The following is a 23,713-nucleotide window of genomic DNA, read 5'->3' as shown; positions in this document are numbered from 1 at the left end:
AAAAAAAATGCAATGGGTGAATAGATGGTTACTTATTCAGAATCCGGTGTTGACATTGATTTGGAAGCAAAGACAGTATCCGAAATAGCTGCCAAACTCCAATCAACATTGGAATGTAGAGATATTATTACTGACAGCGGCCATTACGCTGCTTTAGTTAGATTAGGAGACAAAGCTATTGCAATGAGTACTGACGGAGTGGGAAGTAAGATTCTAATAGCTGAAATGATGAACAAATACGATACCGTTGGAATCGACTGTATTGCGATGGTGGTAAACGACATCTTATGCGTCGGCGCCGAACCTATAGCTTTGGTCGATTACCTTGCCGTTGAAAAACCTGACCCTCAAAGGGCAGCTGAAATAGCTGAAGGACTGGTAAAAGGCGCTGAAGAGTCAAGAATAGCAATTATCGGCGGAGAAACGGCATCACTGCCTGGCATCATTAAGGACTTTGATTTAGCTGGAACAGGAATAGGCTTCGTTGACGTTGACAAAATCATTTCAGGAGAAGACATCGAGCCTGGAAACGTACTGATAGGCATTCAAAGTAACGGTATCCACTCAAACGGATACAGTCTGGCAAGAAAAGCATTGTTTGACGATGCAGGATTTGACGTAAAAGACAAGATGCCTAACGGCGAAACTACTATCGGCGAAGAGCTCATAAGGCCTACCGAACTCTACGTGAAGCCTATTGTAGCATTGTTTGAAGAGGGATATGAAATCAATGGTTTGGCTCACATTACCGGCGGAGGATTCACAAACCTCAGACGCCTCAAAAAGGGTGTCGGATACGAGATTAACGATCTTCCGGAAACACCGGAAATATTCAAGCTTATCTACGAACAGAACGTTGACATTAAGGAAATGTATAAGGTATTCAACATGGGAATCGGCTTTGTCGTAATCTGCGGTGAGGCTGAAGCCGAAAAGATAATGGGCACCTTAAATGAATACTGCAAATGCCAAATAATCGGCAAAGTAACTGACGATGAAAAAATTGTTGTTGAAGCTTTCGAAGGCTCAACGATTGAATACTAGGGAGGGAAAGTATGAAGATAATGAAAGATAACGAAATGGCTCTTGTCAAGGAAGTATTAAAGAAATTGGGAGCCAGTGATGAGGACTGTCAGCTGGTGGCTGAAGCTACCCTCGACGCAGACATGAAAGGATTCACATCACACGGACTTGGAAGATTTCCGCAATATCTAATAAGCATCAACGCAGGAACAATCAACTTAAAAGACAACATTACAATCGAAAAGGAAACCCCAGCAATCGCATTAATCAACGGTAACAGCGGATTCGGACAGGCTGTCTCATACAAAGCAATGCAGCTTGCAATCAAGAAGGCAAAGGAAGTCGGTATCGGATGTGTCGGTGTGCACAATACAAACCACTTCGGAGTGACCGGATTCTACTCAGACTTGGCCTTAAGGGAAAACGTTATCGGAATAGTTATCGCAAATACCGACCCTGCAATCGCACCATTAGGCGGTAAGGAAGCATTGATTGGAACAAACCCAATAGCTATCGGTATTCCATCAGAAACCTACATTACCGTGGACATGGCAACATCAGTTACCGCACGTGGAAAGATTATCGAATCAAAAAGAAAAGGACTTGAATTGCCTGAAGGTTGGGCGCTTGACAAGGAAGGAAAACCAACAACCGACCCTGAAGTTGCCCTTGACGGAGGATCAATCCTTCCTTTCGGCGGATTCAAGGGATACGCCATTGCATTAATGGTTGAAATATTAACAGGACCTCTTGTACAGGCAGGATACGGCCACGGCGTAACCGGTACCGCTTCCCCTGACAAGAACTGTACAAAAGGAGACTTATATTTAGCAATCGATCCGTCCAAATTCGGAGACTTCGGAGACTTCGTGGCAAATACCGAGGACTTCGTATCCCAGGTAAGGGCAACCGGCGAAACCGTTGCAATTCCGGGAGATTTGGAAGTCAAAAGAATCGCAGACGCTGAAGAAAACGGAATCGAAATCGATGAAAAGCTATATGAACAGCTTAAAGGAATCTGTGACGATTTAGACATTGATTTGGATTCATACCTTGAAGAATAGATTGGCATGTTTGAAGAGCGAAGAAGAGGAAGAACCTTAGCAAAAATAACGTCCTACGCCTATGTAATTGCAGGCGTCCTGCTTTTGGTCGTTGCACTTGCACTGAACTCAGATACCGGTGCTGCATTATTGGCTCAAAGAGGAGCTTCCATTTCCGATTTGGTTTTCGGCGTGATATTTTACTTTATCTTTGCTGCCGTAATCTATTTTCTTTCAACAAGATATGATAACGATGATGTAGTCTGGAAAGCCTACATCGTAATTGCAGTGCTGAACTTCATTGTAATCGGGTTCAGCCTATTGCTTTTAGCATTTTCAGTACTGCTCGTTGTAGCCGCCAATGATGTAAGAGAAGAATTGAAATAATTCTCTTTTCTTTTTTTATTAGTTTACCATTTATTAACAATCACTTTTAAAAAATAATTATTTTAATTTTAGATAACAATTTCACTGCGTTCGTAAAATGCGAGCGGTCATTTATATAGTAGCGTTCGTAAAATGCGAACACGCATAAATTAAAAAAAAAGATTAACATGAGAAGTACAGAATTAATTTCAAAAAAAAATATCATTTCTTCTCATATTTAGCATAAAACCCGTCGGTATCAGCATAGATTGCCTTGAAACCGTACTTTTCAGATTCCTTCATGGCATGCTTAATGTACTGCCTTCCCCATGAAGTAATGGCTTTTGCGCATTCAAAGGAATACCATCTGAAGCGTGGAAAACCGTAAATACCATACATCGTATTTGCAAGCCTTTTAATGGCCTGTTGCTGTACGTCGAGGGACTTTTTCTCTGTGGGATCGTCACTTGCCTTCATTTCACGCTTGATTCTGAAACGTTCCTGAAGGATTTTATCAATGACTGAAGGAATGAATCCCTGAGGAGTCTTTTTGAATTTCAAATCGTGTTCCGGTGAAATGTTATAGTCATCGGGATTATCTACATCCCCCGTTATGAGAACGTCCGGTGAAATGTTTTTGGAGATGATAATGCTCGGGTACAGGCTCCTGAAGTCGAACTGGACCAGATTTTCATGAAGTCCCTTGTCCGGCTCGAGAACGAATCCCCCTTCATTGTCCTCGGCGTTTGCGCGGTCGGTAAAGTTGGATCCCTGCTTGTTTGGAATGATTTCATCATCAAAATAAGCCTGCTTTACCAAAAACCATTCCGCCTGCTGGCCTGTTGCCATACGGCTTACGTCAAAAAGCGGCTGCCCGATAATACGGGTCAATTCCAAATTGAGAGGCAGAGTCTGTTCTGCGATTTTCAACGTGGATACTACGTCATCAAGAGAGTAATCAAATAAATTATCCAGCTCGTCGCCTCCGTTGTCCCAGAATTCCCATATGCGGTCTCCGGGAACGTCAATTTTTTCCTCACCGAAGAGTTCATAATAAACCCTTTCAAGAGTGTAGCGCTCAAGAGACATGTATCTTCTCATGACAAGGTATAAATCAACGTGAATTAATCCTTTCATTGATGCCGCATTGTTAAAGCCCCTTTTAATGAAGCGAATGTCTGAGCCGTCCATTCCAAGGTCCAGGTCGATGCCGTAAATCTTGGCCCTGTCAATTATATATGGAAAATCGAAATTGTCTGAGTTGTAGCCGACGATAATGTCAACGTTATTCTCTTTGATGATATCTACAAAGGTTTGAATCATTTTCTCTTCGGATTCAACCTGATTTACGAATTCGCATTCACCTGAGGACTTTGTCTTGGTGGATATTACCTGATTTACGCCGAAGTTGCTTGCAACTCCTATCATGATTATTTCATCCTCTTCGGAATCGGGCATGCCGTGAGGGTTTCTAACTTCCAAATCAAAGCTTAAAATCCTGAAATCGTTTATGTTGTCATCCACCCTTTCCAAAGGCTTGTCGAGCTTTATTATTTCAACGTCATGCTTAACACTTTCTAAAGCCGAAAAGGAATCTATGACTTCCCCTGAAGCCCTTACCTTTGTCATCGGAATGACGTCCCTGTCCATCAGGTATCTTCTGTAGAATGGAATATCGAATTCCCTGATTTGAATTACGCTGTCCAAATCCCTGATTTCGTCCCTGTGCTTTGAAAGCTCCTGGGGATGGGTGAAAGTTACCTTAATGAAGGTTTTTTCAATCTGGAAGTCCTTTTTTACTACCTTTTCTATTTCAATGTCTTCCAAAAGCTCTTCCAAATCCTTTATGCAATCATCAGGGTTTTTGCTGTAAACGTAAAGGTATGGAGTGAACGAATCGTCTATTAATACAACGTTCTTGTCCCCATCCTTTGAAAAGAGGCGTATTACAGGCCTTTCTTCATATGAGATATAGTCAATGTCTAAAATAACAACTTCCTTTTCCATTGTTTAGGCTCCGTTTAATTCCTTTCTAAAGCTGTCCAAAATCGTATAGGTGACGCCGAGTATCAGCGGACCTACAATGAATCCCACAATGCCGTAAACCAGAGGTCCTGCCAGGAAACCTACCAGCAATATCAGAGGATGGATATCCGCATGGTGGGAGGATATGGCCGGACGGATGTACATATCTACGAGGCTTAGGAAAAATCCGAAAAGCAATACGACCACGACTCTCGGATAATTGCCGGATACTGCATCAAGAATAGCTAATGCCCAGTAGATTGGCCATGGGCCGAATATCGGTATTAACTGAAGTATTCCGGTTATGATACCCAGAAATATTCCGTAAGGATAGCCCAGAAGGGAATATCCTATTGCACCGAAGATTCCGATTATCACTGAAGTGAGAAAGTGTCCGTAGAAAATGCTTTTCAAGACGTCCTCAACGGATTTGACAGTATTGTCGAAAAATTCAATGTGATCATCGGGAACGAATGATTTGATAAAGTTCAAGCAGTCATCCCCATCCTTTATAAAGTAATAGACTGAACAGACCAGTATGAACAAATCCAATGTGATATTCATGATTGAACCTGCCTTTCCTGAGATGTAGCCTAAAACGTATTTTGCGACGCTTTGAACCATGGAAGCCATATTGTTTGCGTCAATGAATGGATTTTGCGGAATGTATGATGAAATCTGCGCCATGGCCACATTGAAGTCGAAATTGGAATTGGCTAAGAGGACATCAGATATGAATCCGGAGATTACGAATACAATATAGCTCACCAGAAGTATCAGAGGTATTATAACAAGAATCATTGCCAGTATTGTCGAGATTGACTCGAACCTTAGCTTGGACTGGATTTTGCAGGCAATAGGCCTTATCCAGTAAGCCAGAATCGCCCCCAGCACAATCATGTTAAGAACCGGAAATATGAATATCAGTGAAACAGCCAGCAAGAAGAGTACCAGCATTACCGGAGGTGTCATATAGTCTTTTAAGTCTTTTTCCATAGTAATCATCAATCAGTATTTTACGCCGCAGGAGTCACGCCTGTATTTTCCGAATTCATCTATCATTCTTATTTTTTCATTATCGAATACAGGACCTTCAACGCATATTCTCCAGCCGGTATTGTCAACGCAGCACTGTCCGCATACTCCAAGTGCGCATTTCATGTATCTTTCAAGGGAATAATCTCCCGGAATGCCTGCATCTTCAAGGATATTGAATATTCCTATCATCATTATCTCAGGTCCGCAGACAAATGCATAATCGTAAGTCGAATCTTCAAGCAAATCATTTAGACAATCTGAGGCGAATCCCTTAAATCCAAAAGATCCGTCATCTGTGCACGGATGAACCTTTGCGCCTGAATTTTTTAAATCATCCAAAAACAGCAATTCATCCTTTGTGGTCGCCGCTACAAGAACTTCAACGTCATTATCTTTAACCAGCTCATGGGTTAATGCGGTAACAGGTGCCATTCCGACTCCTCCGCCGATTACAAGAAGCTTTTTGCCTTCAAAATCTGTTGTAAAACCGTTTCCGTAGCTTCCCCTTACGCCGATTTTATCGCCTACCTTAAGTTCGTGAAGCTGTGAGGTAAATTCACCGATGTTTTTAACGGAAATTGAAAGTTCACCGTCTGAAATGTTTGAAATTGACATCGGCTTTTCATCATTGAAGTTCCAAACCATTAAAAATTCGCCGGGATTGGCGTTAATATCACTCTCAAAGGTGAATGTCTTGATTGTAGGAGTCTCTTCAACGATTTTCTTGATTTCAACTATTTGAGGTGCCCTAATCATACTAATCACCTCCGTGTGCAAGCCCGACCATCTCATCAATTGATGAATAGCCCTTTTCCTTCATGAAGGCTTCCAAATCAGCGTTAATTTGTGAAAACACTTCAACGCCTTCATCCATGATTGCAGTGCCTATCTGAACCGCTCTAGCACCGGCAAATATGAATTCAACAACGTCTTCAAATGTGTAGACTCCTCCGACGCCGATAATAGGAATGTCAACCGCTTCATAAACGGAATAGACGTTGCTTATAGCTATTGGCTTTATTGCCTTTCCGCTCATTCCGCCGAACTTGTTGAAAAGAACAGGCCTTGCGGCGTCGATATTGATTTTCATTCCCGGACCCAGGGTATTAATGAGGCTCACACAGTCTGCTCCCGCATCCTCGCAGGTCTTGGCGATTCCGGTAATGTCAGTCACGTTAGGGGTGAGCTTGGCTATAATCGGGACATCACTTGCATCCTTTGAAGCGGATACTATGGTATGGCTTAAATTGCAGTCCTGACCGATTGAAGCACCATAACCGTCCATTGCGTGAGGACAGGAAATGTTAAGCTCAATCATGTCCACATAATCCTGAACTTCCTCTACAAGAGTGCTGAACTCATCGGGAGTGGCTCCGTAAATGGATGCTATAACGACATTGTTTTCTCTATTGATTAGTTTTAATTCCTCTTTAAAGTTCTCAACACCCGGATTGGACAAGCCTATTGCGTTGATTATTCCGCCTTCAACGCCGACGGTGGTCGGGTTCTTGTATCCAGGATGAGGCTTTAAAGAAAATGATTTGCTTATAACGCCCGCTGCGCCTGATTCTAAAATCCAGTTCATGGAAGAGGCTGTGCTTCCCATGATTCCGGCAGCCAACATTAAAGGATTTCTAAAATGAACTCCACAAACATCAGTTTCTAACATAATTCCACCAGATTTCTATTATGTATTAATGTTTGTTTTACAAATAATTTAAAATTAGTGGATTGAAAAAAAGAGAAATCATTTTTCATATTTCTCAAGCTGCTGGCGATAGTTGTCGTTCTGCAGTTTCAGGCTGATTACGTTGGTCTTGTTGGATTTGATTATCTCTTCCTTTTCCTTCATCAGCAGTTTGATGCTTTCATCCTGCTTTTCAATGATTTTATCCTTCTGCTGAAGCAGTGATTCGTAGGTTTTGGAAATCTTTCTAAGCTGTATTTCAAGCTCCTCGGAATTGCTTTTGACTTGATTTCTGTAGTCGTCAATGAGACCCCTTAAATATTTGACCTGATCCTGCTTGTCATCGATTATCTGCTGCTTTTCTGCGATTTTCTGGTTTAAATCGTCAAGCTCTTTTATCTTGGCCTTTTCGTTGTTGATTTCATTATCCAGCTTGTATTCCAGATTCTGCTTTTCGTACTTCAGCTTGGTGGAATACAATTTCAATTTATTGATTTCCTCGTTTTTGGCCTCAAGCTCCATTGTAAGCTCGTCTATTTCACCGTCTTTCAAATCGATTGCGTCCTTTAAATCTCTGAAACTTTGCTTTGACATTACAGAAATATTTGAATTCAAATGATAATAAACTTTTTGAAAGCCAAAATATATTAGAAATAAAGAAAATAATTTAAGAACATGGAATGTTATATTACTTACTCTATCAAGGGATTTTATGCTTTTAACGAGGACAATGCATTAATTAAGGAAAAGTTATTCAAAGAGGATGAAATCCTTCAAAAACTCATTGAAATTGACAATAAGGAAATTCCATCAGAGGAAAGGGAATTGATTGATGAACTGGCTCGAGATTACGATTCAATCATTATAGAATCAAACAAGAGAGCGTCAGATTACGGCTGCGAAAAAGTAAGGGTGCTTAATCCCAACAAGGCGGGAGATTTTTTAAGAAGCGAATATGAACTGGACTGCGACAATGAAATCTATCAGAAGCTGGCCATCTACAGGATGAAAAAGGCCCAGTCATCAGAGGACAAGCACCTGATTCAGGCAATCAACTCCATTGACGAGATTGATGAGTCAATTGCACGGTTAATCGAGAGGATACGCGAATGGTATGCTCTTTATTTCCCTGAAATGGATTTAATAAAAAACAATGAGACATATATCAAGCTGATTTATGAAAACAAGACAAAAGAGGAAATCATCAACGCAAAAATCGATGCCTTTCCCGAAGACATGCTGGACATTGAAGAGGACATAGATCCAAACGACCTTGAAATAATGAACAATTACGCCAAATCGATTTATGAGCTTCAGCAGACCAGAAAAAACATTATTGACTACATTGACGAGAAGATGGAATCCGTCGCTCCTAATTTGAAACTATTGGTGGGCTCATCACTGGGTGCCAAACTGATATCACATGCCGGCGGACTTAAAAGGCTTGCAAGCTATCCATCAAGCACGGTTCAGATAATGGGTGCTGAAAAGGCCTTATTCAGGCATCTGAAAAGCGGAGACAGGCCGCCTAAATACGGTCTGATATACCAGCATCCCCAGGTCAGGGGCGCAAAATGGTGGAATCGGGGAAAGATTGCCAGGCTGCTTGCATCAAGAATATCACTGGCCGTGAGAAAGGACGTTTTCACCCATGACTTTGATGAAAAGATATTCGATGAATTCAAATCAAAGGCAGAAGAGATAGAAAAAAACAATCCGTTTCCAACAAAGACGTCAAAGAAACGAAGTGAAGAAAAGAAAAAGGGCAAAAAGAAGAGTAAAAAAGGCAAAAAAAGAAGGAGGAAATAGAAAATGGATGTTTTTTTAAAGGACGATCAGGTCGCAACCAGAAATTTGACCCCTGGAATTTCAGTCTACGGCGAAGAGCTGATTGAGGAAGAGGCCGAATACAGGATATGGAATCCGAGAAGGTCAAAACTTGCTGCCGCCATCCTAAACGGACTTAATAATTTAAGAATTGAAAATGACTCCAAGGTGTTATATCTCGGAGCTTCAACCGGTACGACCGTTTCCCACATTTCAGACATTGCATATGAGGGAAAAGTATATGCGGTTGAGTTTTCTCCTGTGACCGCCAAGAAGTTAACCCGGCTGTCACGCCAGAGGCCCAATATTTACCCTATACTCGGTGATGCTACAAAGCCTAAAGAATACATGAACCTTGTTGAAAAGGTTGACTTATTATACTGCGATGTTGCCCAGCCTACCCAGACGAACCTCTTTATGAGAAACATGAACATGTTCGCAAAGGATGATGCATTGGGAATATTGATGATTAAGGCTCGAAGCATCGACGTGGTACAGAAGCCTAAAAAGATTTTCAAACAAGAAGAGAAGAAATTGAAAGAGAAAGGTTTTAAAATTATCGAAAAAGTGAAACTGGAACCTTACGAAAAAGACCATATCTCATTTCTCATAGAGAAAAATTTTTAAAAAAAAATAGTTGTTTTTCATTCCACAATAGATGAAAAACTTCTTTAAAATATTATTAAAAAATGTTAAAAAATACCCGAAAAAGTATTACTTCGATAGCTTTTTATACCATAAAATTAAATATAATATATGCTAATGCAAATAAAAAAAAAGTTCACTCAATAATCCTTTAGGTAAATTCACTCTACTAATCACTTCATTTATGTAAATCCTAAAGGATTGAACTTCTTTTTGTCAAAAACTCTTTTTTATGAATTTTAATTTTTAAGCTAAAATACTGTCTTTTTTTCAAAAAAGTATTACTAAAAAGCTATCATTAACCCTTCATATATCACAAAAAAAGCAATATTAATTTTCAGTTATTTCACACAAAACTTTGGATAAATTAGATATGTGCAAGTTAATGATTTAAAAATAAAAAGCTTAAAAGTTAATTGAGCCATGCCTAAAAAAATATTATCAAAAAACAGGATGAAAATTTCCGTCAAGCATTTGCAATGAACGAATTATTAAATTAATGGCTTCGAAAAATAAATCAATATAATTAATCATTAATGCATTAATTATGCATGACATTGAAAAGAAAATGTAAAATCATTAGCGTTATCTACATGTAGTCTTTTTAGAAATGACTTCCATGATGGTTTTGGCTATTTCGTCCTTGCTTGCAAGCGGAACCGTCATGACCTCATCGTCAATGATTAAAACCTCGTTTTTATCGGACCCGAAATTACAGTCCTTGCGTGAAACGTCATTTGCAACGACCAGATCGGTTCCGGCATCATTAATCTGCTTGTGGGCACAGTAGATTATGTCTTCACGAGATATGTTGAATTCCGCCTTGAATCCCACAAGAAATATTGACGGATTGATCTTTTTAATCTGGCGAATGATTTTAACCGTCGGCTTCAGGTTGATGGCTAGCGAGGAATCTGAATCAATTTTTCTGCTTTTTCTCTCGACGACCTCAAAATCCGAAACGGCAGCCGTTGAAATGAAAATGTCAAAATCCTTAACGATTTCAAAAATAGCTTTGGCCATCTGTTTGGAAGTTTCAACGGGAATTACATTAAAAAGGGGTGAAATCTCAACGCTGACATTGGCAACAACCAAAGTAACGTCTGCTCCCAGGATATATGCCTGCTTTGCAAGGGCAAGGCCCATCTTTCCGGAGGACTTGTTGGTGATTCCCCTTACGGAATCTATAGGCTCGAACGTTCCTCCAAGACTGATTAAAACTTTTTTTCCTCGAATGGTAATCACTTCTTATTCAGGTTAATGCATCTTAAGGATTCCATGACTATATCGTCCTTGGACGGGAACTTTGCCTTTCCCTCATCCATTACCGGAGGCATGAAATATGCTGATCCTTCTGCTTTGATCTTTTCGATGTTTTCCTCGATTGCCTTAAACATTGAATCGTGCATTGACGGAACGAAAAGAATCGGAGTGTCATGACCGTATGCCGTTATCAGCAATGTGGAAATCGGATTGTCGGCAATCTTATGAGCGAATTTTGAGATGGTATTTGCGGTAGCCGGAGCTACAAGTATCAAATCCTCCTGGGCATACCTTACATGCTCGATATTGCCCGTAAGTTCCGTTATCGCTTCGCTGCCGGTTGCAAACTCCATGGAATTAGGATGGATGATTTTGCAGGCGGCCTCGCTCATGAAGCATTTGACATCAATGCCCTGTCTTTTGAATTCTCTAGCCAATTTAACTGATTGTGTGGCAGCCACGCTGCCCGTAACGCATAATACAATCATGATAATACCTCTAAAAAAATAAATAAAATTAGTTGATTTTGATATGCTGGATAATGTAGTCTGCAGCAGGCAGGTTAACCTCATACTTATCGATAGGAGCACTGTACATGACAACGTAAGCTTCATTTCCCCTGTCGAACCATAATGCCTTGTGCTGTTTGACGACACCGTTATTTGATGAGGAAGTGTAGATGTACTGAAGAACCCTCTCGCCGTTAAGGTCCACTTCGCCTGAGGATACCAGATCGAAGGCCTCATCGGCCTGAATGTTATTGTAAGTGCTGTTTACGAAGCGGTCAAAGTCGCCCGTGAAATCCTTTTTCTCAACGTGTATGTTAACCTGGCCGACTTCAAGATTGTCCACTGAACTGGCTTTTGAGATTGCCAATACGGAATTGTTTGAAGTTGCCTGGGACATTACCCAATTGGAAGGATATTCTATTGTGACACCGCCTTTTGAAATGGATAGCATAGTAACGGATTCATTGGTACTGCCTGTATTTTTACTGCTTCCTGCATTGAATTGGATATCATTTAGAACAATGTATCCGCAAACTGCAATAATTAATATAAGCACTACAGCTCCTATTATAGTTAATTTCTTCATATATTCACCGTTTAAATTAAATCATTCCTATCCTGCTTGAGCCTGTGAACCTGAATCCTGAGACGGAGCCTGTGAACCTGAATCCTGAGACGGACTCTGACTAGGAGTCTGACTTGAGCTCTGACTTGAACTCTGGCTCGTATCGACGCTCTGGGTTGAAGTGTCCTGGTAAGTCTGTACCGAGGACGAATCCGTCGTATTCTGGACATATGTGGTGTTGCTGACCGTTTTTGTAGTATTTACATGAATGTCTGCAACATCAGGAAATGCGGTATCGGTAACGATAGCTACAGCATTGGTTTCTGAAAAGGTTTGGAAATCAAAATTGAATACACCAAATGCGGCGCCGACGGTAAAGCCGACAGCCAAAATCAAAATGGCTACAAGCTTGAAGGTACCTGAATCCATTGGAGTCTTTTCCTTAAGCTGCTTGTCACCCTTTTTAGGATTTATGATGTATTTTTGAACTAAATCCTCTTTCTCTTTTATTTCTTTTTCACTAGGTTTTTCAACCTTTTTAGGAGAATCGGAAGGTTTTCCCTGCATTGATCTGATTCTATTGGTAGCCTCTCTTGCATCCAAAGCATTAAGCTTGTCTTCATATTTTGAACGGAAATAAATATACTTTTCTCTGGATATCTTTCCATGAGCGTAATCTGATTCCAGACTGGCCATTATTTGAAGAAGTTTATCTTTATCTGTGGACATACCAACCCTCCTAAATTATTAATATTAATTATTATATTGAAACAATAATTTAAAGTTTTCTTAAAATTCAGGGTATGAACCCAGAACTTTTAAAAAATAAGTATTATCATCGATTTCTTTTATTATGCCTTTAATTGTTTCATCTTTTTGATGACCGTTAAAATCGGCAAAAAAGATATACTTGCCCAAACCTTCCTTGGAAGGCCTTGATTCGATTTTAGTTAAGTTAATGTGTTCCCTTTCAAAGATTCCAAGTATCTTATAAAGCATTCCAGGACGATCCTCATAGATTGAAAATATTATTGAGGTCTTGTCCCTGCCGGTAGGCTCAGTGTCTTGTGTAGATAAAACGACAAAACGGGTTTCATTGTTTGAAACATCCTGGATATTGGCCTTAAGTATTTCAAGGCCGTACAGCTCGGCACTTTTGGCGTTTCCGATAGCTGCCTTGGACTTGTGTCCTATGATGCCTTTTGCAGCCCTTGCCGTACTTACCGCATAATGGGGCTGAATATTATTTGAACTGATGAAATCCTGGCACTGGGCAATCGCCTGGGCGTGTGAATAGACATCATCAATGTCATCAAGGCTTGTTCCAGGATTTACGATTAAATTCTGATTGATCGGCAGAACGATTTCACCGACGATGTTTAAGTCATATTTATGGGCTAAGGAGTCGAGAGTTATGCCGACGGAGCCTTCAATTGAGTTTTCAATAGGCACTACGCCCTTGTTGCATTCTCCCGAAACGATGCTTTCCATTATTGCGGGAATCGTACAGTACGGGATTAGATTATCGCCTATTGTTGACGCCGCTTCATGGGTAAATGTTCCCCTGGGACCTAAAAAAGAGATTAATTCAGAAATAATACCACCTTGAAATGAAAAAAAGAAAAAATTTTAAAGTATAGCTAATTATAGCTACACTATGCTTCGAGTTTTGCAATGAGCCTTAGGATATCTGTTTGGGTTACGATTCCAATAAGCTCATCGTCTTCCACAACAGGCAAACCGTTGTAGCCGGTGTCCATCATGATTTTTGAGACCTCTGAAATGCAGGTGTCCTTGCTTACGACGGTAAGGTTTGTGGACATGATGTCTTCAACGAGCACTTCCTTGATTTGGGATTTCTGATACTTTTCAGGAACCTTTTTCCTGAAGTCGATGAATGCCCTCATAAGGTCTTTGGAAGTAATCATTCCGACAAGTTCGCTGTCATCAAGAACTGGCAGTCTGCCGACTTTTGAATCGAGACTTACTCTTCTTGCGTGGATAAGCCTTTCGGATGGAGAAACAGTCTTTACATCCTTGGTCATTAAATCCTTTGTACAGATTTTGTCGTATTCGCCATCTACGGCCAATGTGACGAAGTCAGCTTTTGAAACGATACCGACCATTTTGTCGTCTTCCATGACAGGCACGGATCCGATTCCGTTTTCAAGCATTATGTTTGCCACTTCATCAAGCTGCATGGTCTGAGGAACAGTAATAATGTCTTTGACCATAACGGATGAAACGTGAAGCCTTGAAGCAGGCATGCTTTCATATTTTGAAGAACCAAGCTTAGCTGCAATGTCTCTTTCTGAAATTATACCCACCAGTTCCTTGTTGTTCAGAACAGGAAGACGGGAAATTCTATTTTTCCTAAGTAATTTTAATGCATCGGCAAGACTCTGGTCTTTGTCGATGGTAATTAGCGTTTTAGACATTAAATTTTTAACTTGCATATTAATTCTCCATAATTATAAGTTTTTAATAGCTCTCAAGATATCCCTTTCAGTTATGATACCTACTACATCATTATCCCTGACTACAGGCACTCCACCGATGTTGCTGATTTTGAATAATTCGCAGATTTCGTTAATGCTGTCTTCAGGTTCTGCAATTACTGCATCCTTAACCATGATATCAGACAGTTTAGTTTCGAGTACTTTGCTTGCTGCATTGGAGTTTAAATTATCAAATAACTCTTTTGCGTTTAAGAAACGAATAATATCAGTTGAAGTTACGATTCCCAATAATTTTTTAGCTGCCTTTGAAATGTCGGCTTCTCCTCCAACAATAGGAATTCTTCTTAAGCCGTTTCTGACCATAATCTTACAGGCACTTTCGATTGGAGTACCTGGAGTGGTAGTGAAGACTTTGGTTGTCATGTAATCGTGTACAGCCTTTTCATCCAATTCGCCTGCAAATGACAATGCGATATCCCTTTCAGTTACGATACCGACGAGTTTATCGTCGCCGTCAACAAGAGGGAGCGCTCCAATTTGTTTTGCCAACATCAAATCAACAACTTCTTTAATGGAAGATTTGCTGGATAATGAAATTACATCACGTGACATGATTTCACGTACAGGTTCATTAATAGCTGCTAAAAAGTTGTCTTCGTATTTTTTCTCAATAATATTAAATTTATTTCCTCCACCAAAGAAATCCAATATATCCATTACTGTTACAATACCTAAAACTTTGCCGGAACCAGGATCAGTGATTGGCAATCTCCTGAATTCATGTTCCATCATTACTTTAGCAGTATCCTTAATACTTTTACTAGGAGGAATTGATACAACGTCTGAAGTTGCAATCTTCATTATTTCTCCAGGTTTATCATGAATTTTAGTTTCTTGTTCTACAGATCCTCTATTCATAGATTTTCTCAAGTTAATGGATGTTTTTTCTTTCATTTATACACCTCTAAATTATAATTACACACATTAAATTTAATCATTATTCAATATTCAAAATTTTATGAATTTGGGGAATGGTGGAAACTTCAAAATATTTGCCGGCAGCCTCTGAAAATTCGAATAAGCGAGAGGAAAGATTTTCCCAATCGTTTAGCGGACTTGACGGCTGTATAATAATTTGAACGTTATTCTTATCAATTATCTCTTCATCAATTTTTTTAATTACCTCTTCAAATGACTCCAAATTTAACTGTGGTAATATAACTACTTTACAATATACATTTATAGATTTCTCTATTAATAAATTTAGTGATTTAATTTCATTTAAAAAAATATCTTCTTTAAAATCGCCTTCAAAATGCTCTTTTAGCTTAATGTCAAGAGATACCATATCCAAATTATCAATTAAATCAATATTATCAGGTAAAGTCCCGTTAGTTTCCAGCATTATATCAAGATTTGTAAGACGTGACACTTCATTGATAAAGTCCGGATACAGTGAGGGTTCACCACCTGTAAAAGATATTGTTTGACAGTCCGGAGTTAAAATACTTTCGATTTTTGAGGCCACTTCGGATGGCGTCATGAGAATGCCGTCATCTTTTGAAATGCTGTTTTTCGTATCGCAGTATGCGCAATTCAGGTTGCAGCCTGCAAAACGTACAAAAATCTGTCTCTGACCTATTAATAAGCCTTCACCTTGAAATGAAGAGAATATTTCGATAATTGGAGCTTTCATAACTATTCCACGAATTCTTTCTTAAATTGAGCTCCCTGGCCGATTCCTTCATTGACGCAGACTGAAATGTATTCCAAATTGTCGTAAGTTTCGCCCAGTTTGCGGGCCAAAGTCTCTGCAAAGAATTTGGAGAGCTCTTCAGCTGACGTATATGGAAGCGGCAAAAATACACAGTCAACAGCAGGCAGAGTATAACCCTTGCCGTCAATCTTGAAGTAGACGCTTTTCTGTTTTTTCAATTCGAAAATAGAATCTGATTCCTTATCGAAATCCTTGAAGTCTATTAAGCTATTGTACACTGGAATCAGAAGCCTGTGGTCAAGTTCGTCACATAGGGCTTTCGTGTACTTTTTAACGTCCTTAAAATCAACAACAAATTCGAATTCACCTGCCCTTTCCCCTTCGATTTCCACGTCAACGAAATAGGAATGACCGTGGATGAAACCGCATGATTCGTGGCCGGGAATGACATGGGCAGATGAGAATCTTAAATTGGATTGAATTCCGTTTACCAAAATTTTCATCCTAACACCTTAGTTTTACTAATGTCTTTTTCAATGGTTTTCAACTCATCAATGAAGCGGTTTGCAACTTCAAATATTAAATCCTTCAGATTGTTTTCATTGAAGACCTTTCCGCCGTCGATATCATAAAGGCCGATGCATTCAACGTCGCCGGGAGTTCCCTTATCTTCGATATTGAGGGCAAAATGAATCTTTGCGGAGCTTAGGGAAACGCTTGCTATTGAAATGCTCAGTTTCCTGCCGTCGACAAAAATGTCATCCCCTTCACGGGTTGTTTTAACTCCCCTTTCGGTTAATATTTCCCTGAAAATCATGACGAGAAGCCTTTGGCGAAGATATGCAATCCTCATGTTGGGAGGCTGCTGATCGAAAAATTCACAGATGAAATTGACCATGTTATTTGACTTTATTTCAAGCCCCACATCGGCGAAATCCTTCAGATTGTCCGGAGTAATGTTGACTGGACCTATCCATGTTACTATTGAAGATCCGTAGATTCCAAACTCCTGAAACGCCCATGACGGATTGATTTGACTGCCATCATATTCGAAAATGTCTTCTACATGTTTATGAGTTATTTCCATCTTTAAAACCTGCTTTTTTAAAATTGTGGATTTCAGCATCCACATCAATAATCAGAATTGACAATTATAATATGTAATCAATCCTATTTATACATTAAAACATGTACATTAATGGGAAAGAAAATCCTGAAAATAAGTGGTTTTGCAATAATATTGAAAAAATGATGAATTAAAACTGGAGTTTTTGATTGTAGTATTTGAATAATTGTGCGCAAATGCCTGAATTATCAAAAGAAAAAATGGTGGAAAAATAAAATTTTTCCGAAATAAAAATTTAACCTACTGTTACAGGGTTCAGACCAATATTGCTCACATCCACAACATGGAACTGAATTTGTTTATCTGGAGTTTGTCCAGAAGCCACGTCGTTATTTTCTGCAGGCCCGGTATAATCTACACCAGCCACATCAGATGAATCCGCGTAATGAACCGGAACATAATCCGGGTTAGAATATAGTTCTTCTAAGGAATTTTGAGCCCAATATTCATATGCAGTATCATTGGAAATTACGCCCGGACCAAGATTAATATAATTTTCATTGCCAAAACGGTATATATAATCACAAATCATTATATCCTTTAATGGTGTTGTAACATTTCCTAAAGGAATAAATCTTCCGCATTCCACACATTGCAGATACATGTCAGTGAAATCCTGATTTACATTTACATATAGCTCTACTTCACCATCAACCAATCTGTAATTTGAAAGAAGATACTCTCTCTGAAGCGCTTCCTGATGTTTTTGAGTTTCTGATGGGAATGTATGATGATTCATATAATATTGAACCTCATCATAATCATAAATGCCTACACTATCCAAATCGAAATAACTATCGCCCAATCCACAGGAAAAATCACAAATATCAAGTTTAGGGATAACTTTTGTAATATTTCCCAACGGTATGAAACCTGCTTCAACGCATTGAGCATATTTGTCCGTGAAATCCTGGCCAATCCTAATGAAAATATGGTCATTGAAATTAGGAGACAGCATATATTCACTCTTGTTTATATTATTGAAAGGGAAATAGGATTCACTTACCGGCTTTAAAGGGTAAGAATACGGATCCTCTGGGTTAATCCTGTCCTGAGCAGTGCTTTCCCCAATTGTATACGCTGCAGCACCACCATATTGATAACCTGCAGGTTTTGCAGCAGAATCGCCCCCAATATTCGGTTGTTTAGAGGTTTGATAATCGCCACCCTGAGAAGAGGAATCTTCACTAACAGGCAACTGTTCAGATGAATTGCCGCCAGCATTGGAAAGCAAAGCAATTGATTCGCCGGAAAATGTCTTTGGAGACATGCTGTTTAAAATGTAATTAAACACTGAATCAGCAGAAAATGAAATATCCTTTGCAGGCATTTTTTCATCAGCAACTGTAACATTATCATTAGATACGTCATTTGAAGAAGAAACATCTGCAACTACATTTTCCACTTCATTTAAAGTTAAAGAATAACCTCCAACGATTAAACCAATAGCCAATACTAAAACAACGACTGGAATCACTTTGTTAATATTTTCACCTCCACCAACTTAATGTAATATTAATTATACAACAAATAGCATATAAACTTTACTTTTTTATCCGTGATAAGAAACTTGAACGAAACATCACGAATAACAGTTTCAAGCACATTAATCATTAATTAATGCCTAAAAATGATTATTTCGATATTCAATAGCCATTTAACTTTTGAGTATTTCATATCAACAGCAATAGAAAATTAGATTTAATAGTTAAAATAAAAATTCTTTTAGAAGGTGTTATTCATATGGAACAAGTAAGAACAAGAGACTTTATCTACACGACGGACGGAATGTACTTTGCATCAACGAACTATATCCATCCCGAAGACAGATACATCTCATTTTTAAGATACATACCTGATGAAAACGGAGATCGTGAAAAGGACGGCATGAGATATAGGAAAGTGGGTTCTGAGGAAGCATACACTTACCTGCGTGAAAATTATCCTGATTACTTATATTTCTGCGACATTACCAACGTTGAAATGATGGGAGTTCCTATCGACAAGGTTGAAAGGATTATCAAGCCGGAACAGAGGCTTTTGGGACTTAAAGAGACATTCGAGTCCGGAGGCGAAGTCAAGAATCCCGAAATCATTGCCAAATTAATGGACGTCTGTGACTTTTTCCACTACATTGCAGGAATCCCCTATGAAAACATGGGAATTTCCGGATCAATCCTTCCGGGACTCCAAAAAAAGGAAGTTTCCGATTTGGATTATGTGATTTACGGCCTTGACAATCACAGAAAGGCCATTCAAGCTTTTAAAGAGCACAGAAACTCTGAAGTTTACATCAAGGAAAAGGACAAGCACATCACTTTAAACGGAATCACCGACGATTACTGGGATTTCGTCTACAACAAAAGGATGAGCGATTCCAGCCTTACACCTGAAGAGTTCAAATGGTATGAAAACAGGAAGGCGAACCGTGGAACCATTGACGGAACGTTATTCGACATTTTAGCCACCAAGAATTATGATGAAATCGAAGGAAGCTGGGGCGATACGAGATACGAGCCTCAGGGAATTGCCAAAATCGAATGCGACATCATAAGTGCCCTTGGAGCATTTGACAATCCTTCATTATACACCGCTGAAAACGTGAAAACCCTTGAAGGGGTTGAAAAGGACATTGTTGAAGTCGTTTCATTTACCCACACCTATGCCGGCGAAGTCATTGACGGAGAACACGTAATCGCCAAAGGCAAGGTCGAAAAGGTCATACAGGACGGAAAGGACGATTATTACAGGATCGTTGTCGGCACCACACGGGAAGCCATTGACGAATATCTCAAGCTGAAAGTTCCTCCTGCATGAAGAATTGTCCTGACTCCTAAGAATTCATGTCAAAGCTAAGAATTTACCTAACCACACCATATTTACTTATTTAATAAGAATTTACGGCATCAATAACCTCTATTTTTTTATATCAGAACGTACAATCTAATATTACAAAAATTAAGAGGTTAAAAAATGATAACAATATCTTCAATAAAAACACACATGTACTGCCCGATGAAATTGTATCTGCAGACGCATGTTGACAACAGGCAAAGAAACGACATGCAGTTAAATCTCGAGCTTAAAAAGATTAAAATAGACACGCAGGACCTTATACAGAAGAATATGCGAAAGCTGAAAAAGGAAATGGGCCTTGTTGAAGTGGAGGAAATCCTTTCAGAAAACATCCCAAGCTATCTTGAAAGCACTTTCTCCTCCATTGAAAGCATGGATTTGGGTTTGACGACCGACCAGATCGTTGAAATAAACAATGAAACCTATTTCAGCATCAAGCTTCAGGCAATTAAAGCAAAACAGGCCATGGAACTTCTGGGAAAAAACGGCTATGCGATTGTGGACATGTTTTTCCCGAACTGCATGTATTCCTACCACCTCAAGGATGCCCGCATGGAAGTCAGCGGAGTGTGCGACAAGATAGAAATCGTTGACGGCAAATATTACCCCATTTCCATCAAATACAACAGTCCTCCGGCCAAGGGAGTCTGGGACCAGGATGCCGTTGACGTCGGAATGTGCGCACTGCTGATAGAAGAGGAATTCAAGACTGAAGTCTTCGTTGGATTCGTCGAATACGCCAAAATCAACGAACGAAGGCCTGTGGTAATGGATGTCAACATCAGAAAATCATTGTTTGACATCATTAATGAAGTAAAAGAAATAGAATACGACGCAAAGGTTCCTAATGTAAAAATGAGCGAAAAAAAGTGCGGCAACTGCGAGTATAAAAATATATGTTTAAAGGAATAGGGATTTAATTCTCATTCCTTTAATCGTAAAATTTTCCTAAAAATTCTTTCATTCTGGTATTATCGGATGAAAATACCTCTTCAGGAGTACCTTCTTCGATAATGTATCCGTCATCCATGAAAATTATTTTATCAGCAACGTTACGGGCAAAAGACATTTCGTGAGTGACGATGACCATAGTCATGTGTTCAGCCGCAAGATTCCTTATTACAACCAGAATCTCTGAAGTGAGCTCGGGATCCAAAGCTGAAGTCGGCTCATCGAAAAACAGGATATCCGGATTCATTGCAAGAGCTCTAGCGATTGAAACCCTCTGCTGCTGGCCTCCGGACAATTCGTGAGGATAAGCTTCCTCCTTATCTTCCAGACCCATTTTCTTTAAAAGGTCACGGGCTGTGCTTAACACTTCCGCCTTGTCTCTTTTCTGGACCTTGATTGGAGCGTTGGTAATGTTTTTCAAAACATTGTGGTGCGGGAAGAGATTAAAATCCTGGAACACTAACCCGAATGTTCCGTCGAAATCTATTTTTCCGCTGTCCTCATGGTCAAGTCTGGTAATGCACCTGAGCAGTGTGGACTTTCCTGAACCTGAAGGTCCGATTATACATAATACTTCACCCTTGTCCACGCTAAGGGAAATATCTTTAAGCACTACGTTTTCATCAAAACTCTTTTTAAGGTTTTTAACTTCCAATAAACTCATAATAATCCCCTAACTTAAATAATTATAGCGGTTTTCAAGGCGTGCCATGACAAATGCGACAAGCACGTTGAATATGTAATAGAACAATCCTGCAACAAGCAAGGCCGCAATTGAAGCGTCTGCAGCAGCAATCTGTTTTGCTACGGTAAACATTTCCGGAATTGCTATAACGAATGACAATGAAGTATCTTTTACAAGAGTAATTACCTCGTTGGTTACTGAAGGGAGAATAATCCTGAATACCTGCGGCAAAATAATTGTGAAAAATGTCTGTACCTTGCCGTAACCCAAAACCTGAGCAGCCTCATACTGGCCTTTCGGAATTGCTTCGATTCCTCCCCTGTAAATTTCAGCGAAGTACGCAGCATAATTTATTGAAAAGGCAATGATAACTGCAATGAACCTATAATCAGGTGAAAGAGTCATTCCAAATATGTAATACGGTCCGAAAAACACTACAATTAACTGCAGCATTAATGGAGTACCCCTCATGATAGAGATATATATTTTCATTAACCATCTGAGCGGTGCGAACTTACTCATCCTTCCAAAGGATATTAGAAGACCTAAAGGAAGCGCAAACAGCAATGTAAGCAAAAATATTTCGATGGAGGTAATCATACCCCCAATCAATAATTCCACCATCGAACTTAATATCATGAACTATTCTCCAAAATACTTTCTATCTATTTAAGAATAAGAGAACCTGGAACTCCGTATGAGGAGTAGTTAGCTGCAATAGCTTGGATAGTACCGTCAGCGTACATTTCATCTAAAGTAGCCTGTACCTGGTTTCTTAATTGAGTGTTGTTCAATTTGAATCCTACACCATACTGTTCTGATGAAAGAGGTTGATCCAGGATGATGAAAGAGCTAGAAGAGTTGGATGAGTTGATTTGGTATTGTGCAACACCAATATCCATTGCAACAGCCTGACATGCACCGGATTGTAAATCCATGAATGCAGTGTTGTAGTCTGCAACCTGCACTAAGTTAGTGAAGGTATCCTTGATGGTTTTGTTGTCTCCTTCAAGAGATGCTAAAGCAGATGAATCTTTTTGGGTTTCTACAACTTTGCCGCTTAAATCAGCGATTGAAGAAATGTTTGAATCCGCTTTTACTACAAATACCTGTTTGTTGTCAATGTATGGTTCAGACCAGGTGTAGTTGTTTTCTCTTCCGTTAATGGTAAATCCATTCCATATACAATCGATGGAGCCGGAATCCAATTCTGCGTCCTTAGCGTCCCAGTCGATTGGTTGTGCTACATAAGTCCAGTTGTTTCTTTTACAAACTTCTTTTGCTAAATCCAAGTCGAATCCTACGTACTCAGAACCGTTCTTAAAACCATATGGTGGGAATTCTGCATCAAATCCAACAATAAAAGTATTATTATCATTAGTTACTTTAGTTGCATTATTTCCACCACCTAAAAAGTCAAATAAGCCTGCACTGGCAGTACCCATGACTACAAAGGCTATTACAATTAAAGCTAAAATAAAACCTATCTTTTTATTCATTAAAAACACCAGTATTTATCATGTTTAGAGCAGAAATATTTTCTAGTCTCTAAATTATTTTTTATTGTTTAATATATTTAAAGTATAATTATTTGAAAATGAAAGTTTAATAAAAATTTTGAACCTCCCCGACCTTTTAGAGGTCGGGGATTCCTAGATTTTTTTTGCTTAATAGTCTATTAAGTCTGAACTAGGCTATCCCCGTCGCACCAACGGTTCAGTATATTAATTGCGGCATTTACATCCCTATCAAGTATTTTTCCACATTTCGGACACATCCATTCCCGTTCTTTTACATCCAAATCTTCATTGATGTGTTGGCAGTGGTGGCATGTTTTGCTTGTATTTTTTGCGTTTGTGAATTGTACACCGTCTGCTTCGGGTTTGTAGAGTTGGAATTTATCTTTAAGTCTTTGTATGAATCTCGAT

Annotated in this window: 27 protein-coding genes; 7 read left to right on the top strand and 20 right to left on the bottom strand. The window is 39.3% G+C overall.

Features of this window, described 5'->3' with window-relative positions:
• Window positions 1–24: 24 nt before the first annotated feature.
• From purM to F3G70_RS10705, 3 genes are read left to right on the top strand one after another with little or no spacing between them, the layout of a single operon-like run.
• A complete protein-coding gene (purM, locus tag F3G70_RS10715; RefSeq protein ID WP_149732698.1) occupies window positions 25–1,044 on the top strand; it encodes a phosphoribosylformylglycinamidine cyclo-ligase in 1,020 nt (339 codons plus the stop codon).
• Between the two features lie 11 nt (window positions 1,045–1,055).
• Window positions 1,056–2,087 (top strand): L-sulfolactate dehydrogenase, encoded by a 1,032-nt coding sequence (gene comC, locus F3G70_RS10710; protein WP_149732697.1) that lies wholly within the window; start codon window positions 1,056–1,058, stop codon window positions 2,085–2,087.
• Between the two features lie 6 nt (window positions 2,088–2,093).
• Complete coding sequence (locus F3G70_RS10705) at window positions 2,094–2,453, top strand: hypothetical protein (protein WP_149732696.1); 360 nt, start codon at window positions 2,094–2,096, stop codon at window positions 2,451–2,453.
• Window positions 2,454–2,654: 201 nt separating this feature from the next.
• On the opposite strand, the gene F3G70_RS10700 is transcribed toward F3G70_RS10705, so the two are convergent.
• From F3G70_RS10700 to F3G70_RS10680, 5 genes are all read right to left on the bottom strand, one after another.
• The gene (locus tag F3G70_RS10700) at window positions 2,655–4,439 is read right to left on the bottom strand and encodes a DNA-directed DNA polymerase (RefSeq protein ID WP_149732695.1); all 1,785 of its coding nucleotides are present in this window, start codon (window positions 4,437–4,439) and stop codon (window positions 2,655–2,657) included.
• Between the two features lie 3 nt (window positions 4,440–4,442).
• Window positions 4,443–5,453 carry an AI-2E family transporter gene (locus F3G70_RS10695; protein WP_149732694.1) on the bottom strand — a complete coding sequence of 337 codons (1,011 nt, stop codon included), beginning with the start codon at window positions 5,451–5,453 and terminating at the stop codon, window positions 4,443–4,445.
• Between the two features lie 12 nt (window positions 5,454–5,465).
• On the bottom strand, window positions 5,466–6,251 hold the full coding sequence (locus F3G70_RS10690) for a dihydroorotate dehydrogenase electron transfer subunit (protein ID WP_149732693.1): 786 nt from the start codon (window positions 6,249–6,251) through the stop codon (window positions 5,466–5,468).
• Window position 6,252: 1 nt separating this feature from the next.
• Entirely contained in the window at window positions 6,253–7,164 is a 912-nt protein-coding gene (locus F3G70_RS10685; protein ID WP_149732692.1) for a dihydroorotate dehydrogenase, read from the bottom strand.
• Between the two features lie 78 nt (window positions 7,165–7,242).
• Window positions 7,243–7,776, bottom strand: coding sequence for a glycosyl transferase (locus tag F3G70_RS10680; RefSeq protein ID WP_149732691.1), 534 nt, complete (start codon window positions 7,774–7,776; stop codon window positions 7,243–7,245).
• A gap of 81 nt (window positions 7,777–7,857) precedes the next feature.
• On the opposite strand from F3G70_RS10680, the gene F3G70_RS10675 reads away from it, so the two are divergent.
• Together F3G70_RS10675 and F3G70_RS10670 are read left to right on the top strand one after the other, a co-directional pair.
• Window positions 7,858–8,991 (top strand): NOP5/NOP56 family protein, encoded by a 1,134-nt coding sequence (locus tag F3G70_RS10675; RefSeq protein ID WP_149732690.1) that lies wholly within the window; start codon window positions 7,858–7,860, stop codon window positions 8,989–8,991.
• A gap of 3 nt (window positions 8,992–8,994) precedes the next feature.
• Window positions 8,995–9,636, top strand: a complete 642-nt coding sequence (locus tag F3G70_RS10670; protein WP_149732689.1) for a fibrillarin-like rRNA/tRNA 2'-O-methyltransferase — start codon at window positions 8,995–8,997, stop codon at window positions 9,634–9,636.
• A 603-nt stretch (window positions 9,637–10,239) separates the two neighbouring features.
• On the opposite strand, the gene F3G70_RS10665 is transcribed toward F3G70_RS10670, so the two are convergent.
• From F3G70_RS10665 to F3G70_RS10615, 11 genes are all read right to left on the bottom strand, one after another.
• Entirely contained in the window at window positions 10,240–10,899 is a 660-nt protein-coding gene (locus tag F3G70_RS10665; RefSeq protein WP_223166077.1) for a phosphopantothenoylcysteine decarboxylase domain-containing protein, read from the bottom strand.
• Entirely contained in the window at window positions 10,896–11,405 is a 510-nt protein-coding gene (locus F3G70_RS10660) for a flavoprotein (protein ID WP_149732688.1), read from the bottom strand. Before F3G70_RS10660 ends, F3G70_RS10665 begins: the two co-directional genes overlap by 4 nt.
• 28 nt (window positions 11,406–11,433) lie before the next feature.
• Entirely contained in the window at window positions 11,434–12,012 is a 579-nt protein-coding gene (locus F3G70_RS10655; RefSeq protein ID WP_149732687.1) for a PsbP-related protein, read from the bottom strand.
• A gap of 27 nt (window positions 12,013–12,039) precedes the next feature.
• Window positions 12,040–12,720, bottom strand: coding sequence for an endoglucanase (locus tag F3G70_RS10650; RefSeq protein WP_149732686.1), 681 nt, complete (start codon window positions 12,718–12,720; stop codon window positions 12,040–12,042).
• Between the two features lie 60 nt (window positions 12,721–12,780).
• Window positions 12,781–13,587, bottom strand: coding sequence for a prephenate dehydratase (gene pheA, locus F3G70_RS10645; RefSeq protein ID WP_149732685.1), 807 nt, complete (start codon window positions 13,585–13,587; stop codon window positions 12,781–12,783).
• Between the two features lie 59 nt (window positions 13,588–13,646).
• Entirely contained in the window at window positions 13,647–14,447 is an 801-nt protein-coding gene (locus tag F3G70_RS10640) for a CBS domain-containing protein (RefSeq protein WP_149732684.1), read from the bottom strand.
• Between the two features lie 15 nt (window positions 14,448–14,462).
• The gene (locus F3G70_RS10635; RefSeq protein WP_149732683.1) at window positions 14,463–15,404 is read right to left on the bottom strand and encodes a CBS domain-containing protein; all 942 of its coding nucleotides are present in this window, start codon (window positions 15,402–15,404) and stop codon (window positions 14,463–14,465) included.
• Between the two features lie 43 nt (window positions 15,405–15,447).
• The gene (locus F3G70_RS10630) at window positions 15,448–16,146 is read right to left on the bottom strand and encodes a 7-carboxy-7-deazaguanine synthase QueE (protein ID WP_149732682.1); all 699 of its coding nucleotides are present in this window, start codon (window positions 16,144–16,146) and stop codon (window positions 15,448–15,450) included.
• A gap of 2 nt (window positions 16,147–16,148) precedes the next feature.
• Complete coding sequence (locus tag F3G70_RS10625; protein WP_149732681.1) at window positions 16,149–16,670, bottom strand: 6-carboxytetrahydropterin synthase; 522 nt, start codon at window positions 16,668–16,670, stop codon at window positions 16,149–16,151.
• Window positions 16,667–17,254 carry a DUF366 family protein gene (locus F3G70_RS10620; RefSeq protein ID WP_149732680.1) on the bottom strand — a complete coding sequence of 196 codons (588 nt, stop codon included), beginning with the start codon at window positions 17,252–17,254 and terminating at the stop codon, window positions 16,667–16,669. Before F3G70_RS10620 ends, F3G70_RS10625 begins: the two co-directional genes overlap by 4 nt.
• A gap of 274 nt (window positions 17,255–17,528) precedes the next feature.
• Entirely contained in the window at window positions 17,529–18,770 is a 1,242-nt protein-coding gene (locus F3G70_RS10615) for a hypothetical protein (RefSeq protein ID WP_149732679.1), read from the bottom strand.
• Window positions 18,771–19,036: 266 nt separating this feature from the next.
• Here F3G70_RS10615 and F3G70_RS10610 point away from each other — a divergent pair, with 266 nt between their 5' ends.
• Together F3G70_RS10610 and F3G70_RS10605 are read left to right on the top strand one after the other, a co-directional pair.
• Window positions 19,037–20,110: a DNA polymerase subunit beta gene (locus F3G70_RS10610; protein WP_149732678.1), complete on the top strand. Its 1,074-nt coding sequence runs from the start codon at window positions 19,037–19,039 to the stop codon at window positions 20,108–20,110.
• 156 nt (window positions 20,111–20,266) lie between these two features.
• Entirely contained in the window at window positions 20,267–21,061 is a 795-nt protein-coding gene (locus F3G70_RS10605) for a CRISPR-associated protein Cas4 (protein ID WP_149732677.1), read from the top strand.
• 19 nt (window positions 21,062–21,080) lie between these two features.
• On the opposite strand, the gene F3G70_RS10600 is transcribed toward F3G70_RS10605, so the two are convergent.
• From F3G70_RS10600 to F3G70_RS10585, 4 genes are all read right to left on the bottom strand, one after another.
• Entirely contained in the window at window positions 21,081–21,764 is a 684-nt protein-coding gene (locus F3G70_RS10600; protein WP_149732676.1) for an amino acid ABC transporter ATP-binding protein, read from the bottom strand.
• 9 nt (window positions 21,765–21,773) lie between these two features.
• Window positions 21,774–22,424 carry an amino acid ABC transporter permease gene (locus tag F3G70_RS10595; protein ID WP_149732675.1) on the bottom strand — a complete coding sequence of 217 codons (651 nt, stop codon included), beginning with the start codon at window positions 22,422–22,424 and terminating at the stop codon, window positions 21,774–21,776.
• 26 nt (window positions 22,425–22,450) lie between these two features.
• Window positions 22,451–23,284, bottom strand: coding sequence for an amino acid ABC transporter substrate-binding protein (locus F3G70_RS10590; protein WP_149732674.1), 834 nt, complete (start codon window positions 23,282–23,284; stop codon window positions 22,451–22,453).
• A gap of 179 nt (window positions 23,285–23,463) precedes the next feature.
• Window positions 23,464–23,713 (bottom strand): zinc ribbon domain-containing protein (locus F3G70_RS10585; RefSeq protein ID WP_149732673.1); only part of this gene is annotated, 250 nt, incomplete at its 5' end.

Origin of the sequence: Methanobrevibacter millerae (assembly GCF_900103415.1) — an archaeon.
Classification (GTDB): Archaea; Methanobacteriota; Methanobacteria; order Methanobacteriales; family Methanobacteriaceae; genus Methanocatella; species Methanocatella millerae.
This window is presented reverse-complemented; position numbering and strand designations above follow the sequence as displayed.

Bases quoted from the DNA above. Each gene is read 5' to 3' on its own strand.
- F3G70_RS10605 (WP_149732677.1), top strand. From the start codon at position 20,267: ATGATAACAATATCTTCAATAAAAACACACATGTACTGCCCGATGAAA.
- F3G70_RS10630 (WP_149732682.1), bottom strand. From the start codon at position 16,146: ATGAAAGCTCCAATTATCGAAATATTCTCTTCATTTCAAGGTGAAGGC.
- F3G70_RS10675 (WP_149732690.1), top strand. From the start codon at position 7,858: ATGGAATGTTATATTACTTACTCTATCAAGGGATTTTATGCTTTTAAC.
- F3G70_RS10680 (WP_149732691.1), bottom strand. From the start codon at position 7,776: ATGTCAAAGCAAAGTTTCAGAGATTTAAAGGACGCAATCGATTTGAAA.
- F3G70_RS10705 (WP_149732696.1), top strand. From the start codon at position 2,094: ATGTTTGAAGAGCGAAGAAGAGGAAGAACCTTAGCAAAAATAACGTCC.
- F3G70_RS10660 (WP_149732688.1), bottom strand. From the start codon at position 11,405: ATGATTGTATTATGCGTTACGGGCAGCGTGGCTGCCACACAATCAGTT.
- F3G70_RS10640 (WP_149732684.1), bottom strand. From the start codon at position 14,447: ATGCAAGTTAAAAATTTAATGTCTAAAACGCTAATTACCATCGACAAA.
- purM (WP_149732698.1), top strand. From the start codon at position 25: ATGGTTACTTATTCAGAATCCGGTGTTGACATTGATTTGGAAGCAAAG.
- comC (WP_149732697.1), top strand. From the start codon at position 1,056: ATGAAGATAATGAAAGATAACGAAATGGCTCTTGTCAAGGAAGTATTA.
- F3G70_RS10690 (WP_149732693.1), bottom strand. From the start codon at position 6,251: ATGATTAGGGCACCTCAAATAGTTGAAATCAAGAAAATCGTTGAAGAG.
- F3G70_RS10610 (WP_149732678.1), top strand. From the start codon at position 19,037: ATGGAACAAGTAAGAACAAGAGACTTTATCTACACGACGGACGGAATG.
- F3G70_RS10685 (WP_149732692.1), bottom strand. From the start codon at position 7,164: ATGTTAGAAACTGATGTTTGTGGAGTTCATTTTAGAAATCCTTTAATG.
- F3G70_RS10695 (WP_149732694.1), bottom strand. From the start codon at position 5,453: ATGGAAAAAGACTTAAAAGACTATATGACACCTCCGGTAATGCTGGTA.
- F3G70_RS10635 (WP_149732683.1), bottom strand. From the start codon at position 15,404: ATGAAAGAAAAAACATCCATTAACTTGAGAAAATCTATGAATAGAGGA.
- F3G70_RS10595 (WP_149732675.1), bottom strand. From the start codon at position 22,424: ATGATATTAAGTTCGATGGTGGAATTATTGATTGGGGGTATGATTACC.
- F3G70_RS10655 (WP_149732687.1), bottom strand. From the start codon at position 12,012: ATGAAGAAATTAACTATAATAGGAGCTGTAGTGCTTATATTAATTATT.
- F3G70_RS10670 (WP_149732689.1), top strand. From the start codon at position 8,995: ATGGATGTTTTTTTAAAGGACGATCAGGTCGCAACCAGAAATTTGACC.
- F3G70_RS10650 (WP_149732686.1), bottom strand. From the start codon at position 12,720: ATGTCCACAGATAAAGATAAACTTCTTCAAATAATGGCCAGTCTGGAA.
- F3G70_RS10600 (WP_149732676.1), bottom strand. From the start codon at position 21,764: ATGAGTTTATTGGAAGTTAAAAACCTTAAAAAGAGTTTTGATGAAAAC.
- F3G70_RS10700 (WP_149732695.1), bottom strand. From the start codon at position 4,439: ATGGAAAAGGAAGTTGTTATTTTAGACATTGACTATATCTCATATGAA.
- F3G70_RS10620 (WP_149732680.1), bottom strand. From the start codon at position 17,254: ATGGAAATAACTCATAAACATGTAGAAGACATTTTCGAATATGATGGC.
- F3G70_RS10625 (WP_149732681.1), bottom strand. From the start codon at position 16,670: ATGAAAATTTTGGTAAACGGAATTCAATCCAATTTAAGATTCTCATCT.
- F3G70_RS10590 (WP_149732674.1), bottom strand. From the start codon at position 23,284: ATGAATAAAAAGATAGGTTTTATTTTAGCTTTAATTGTAATAGCCTTT.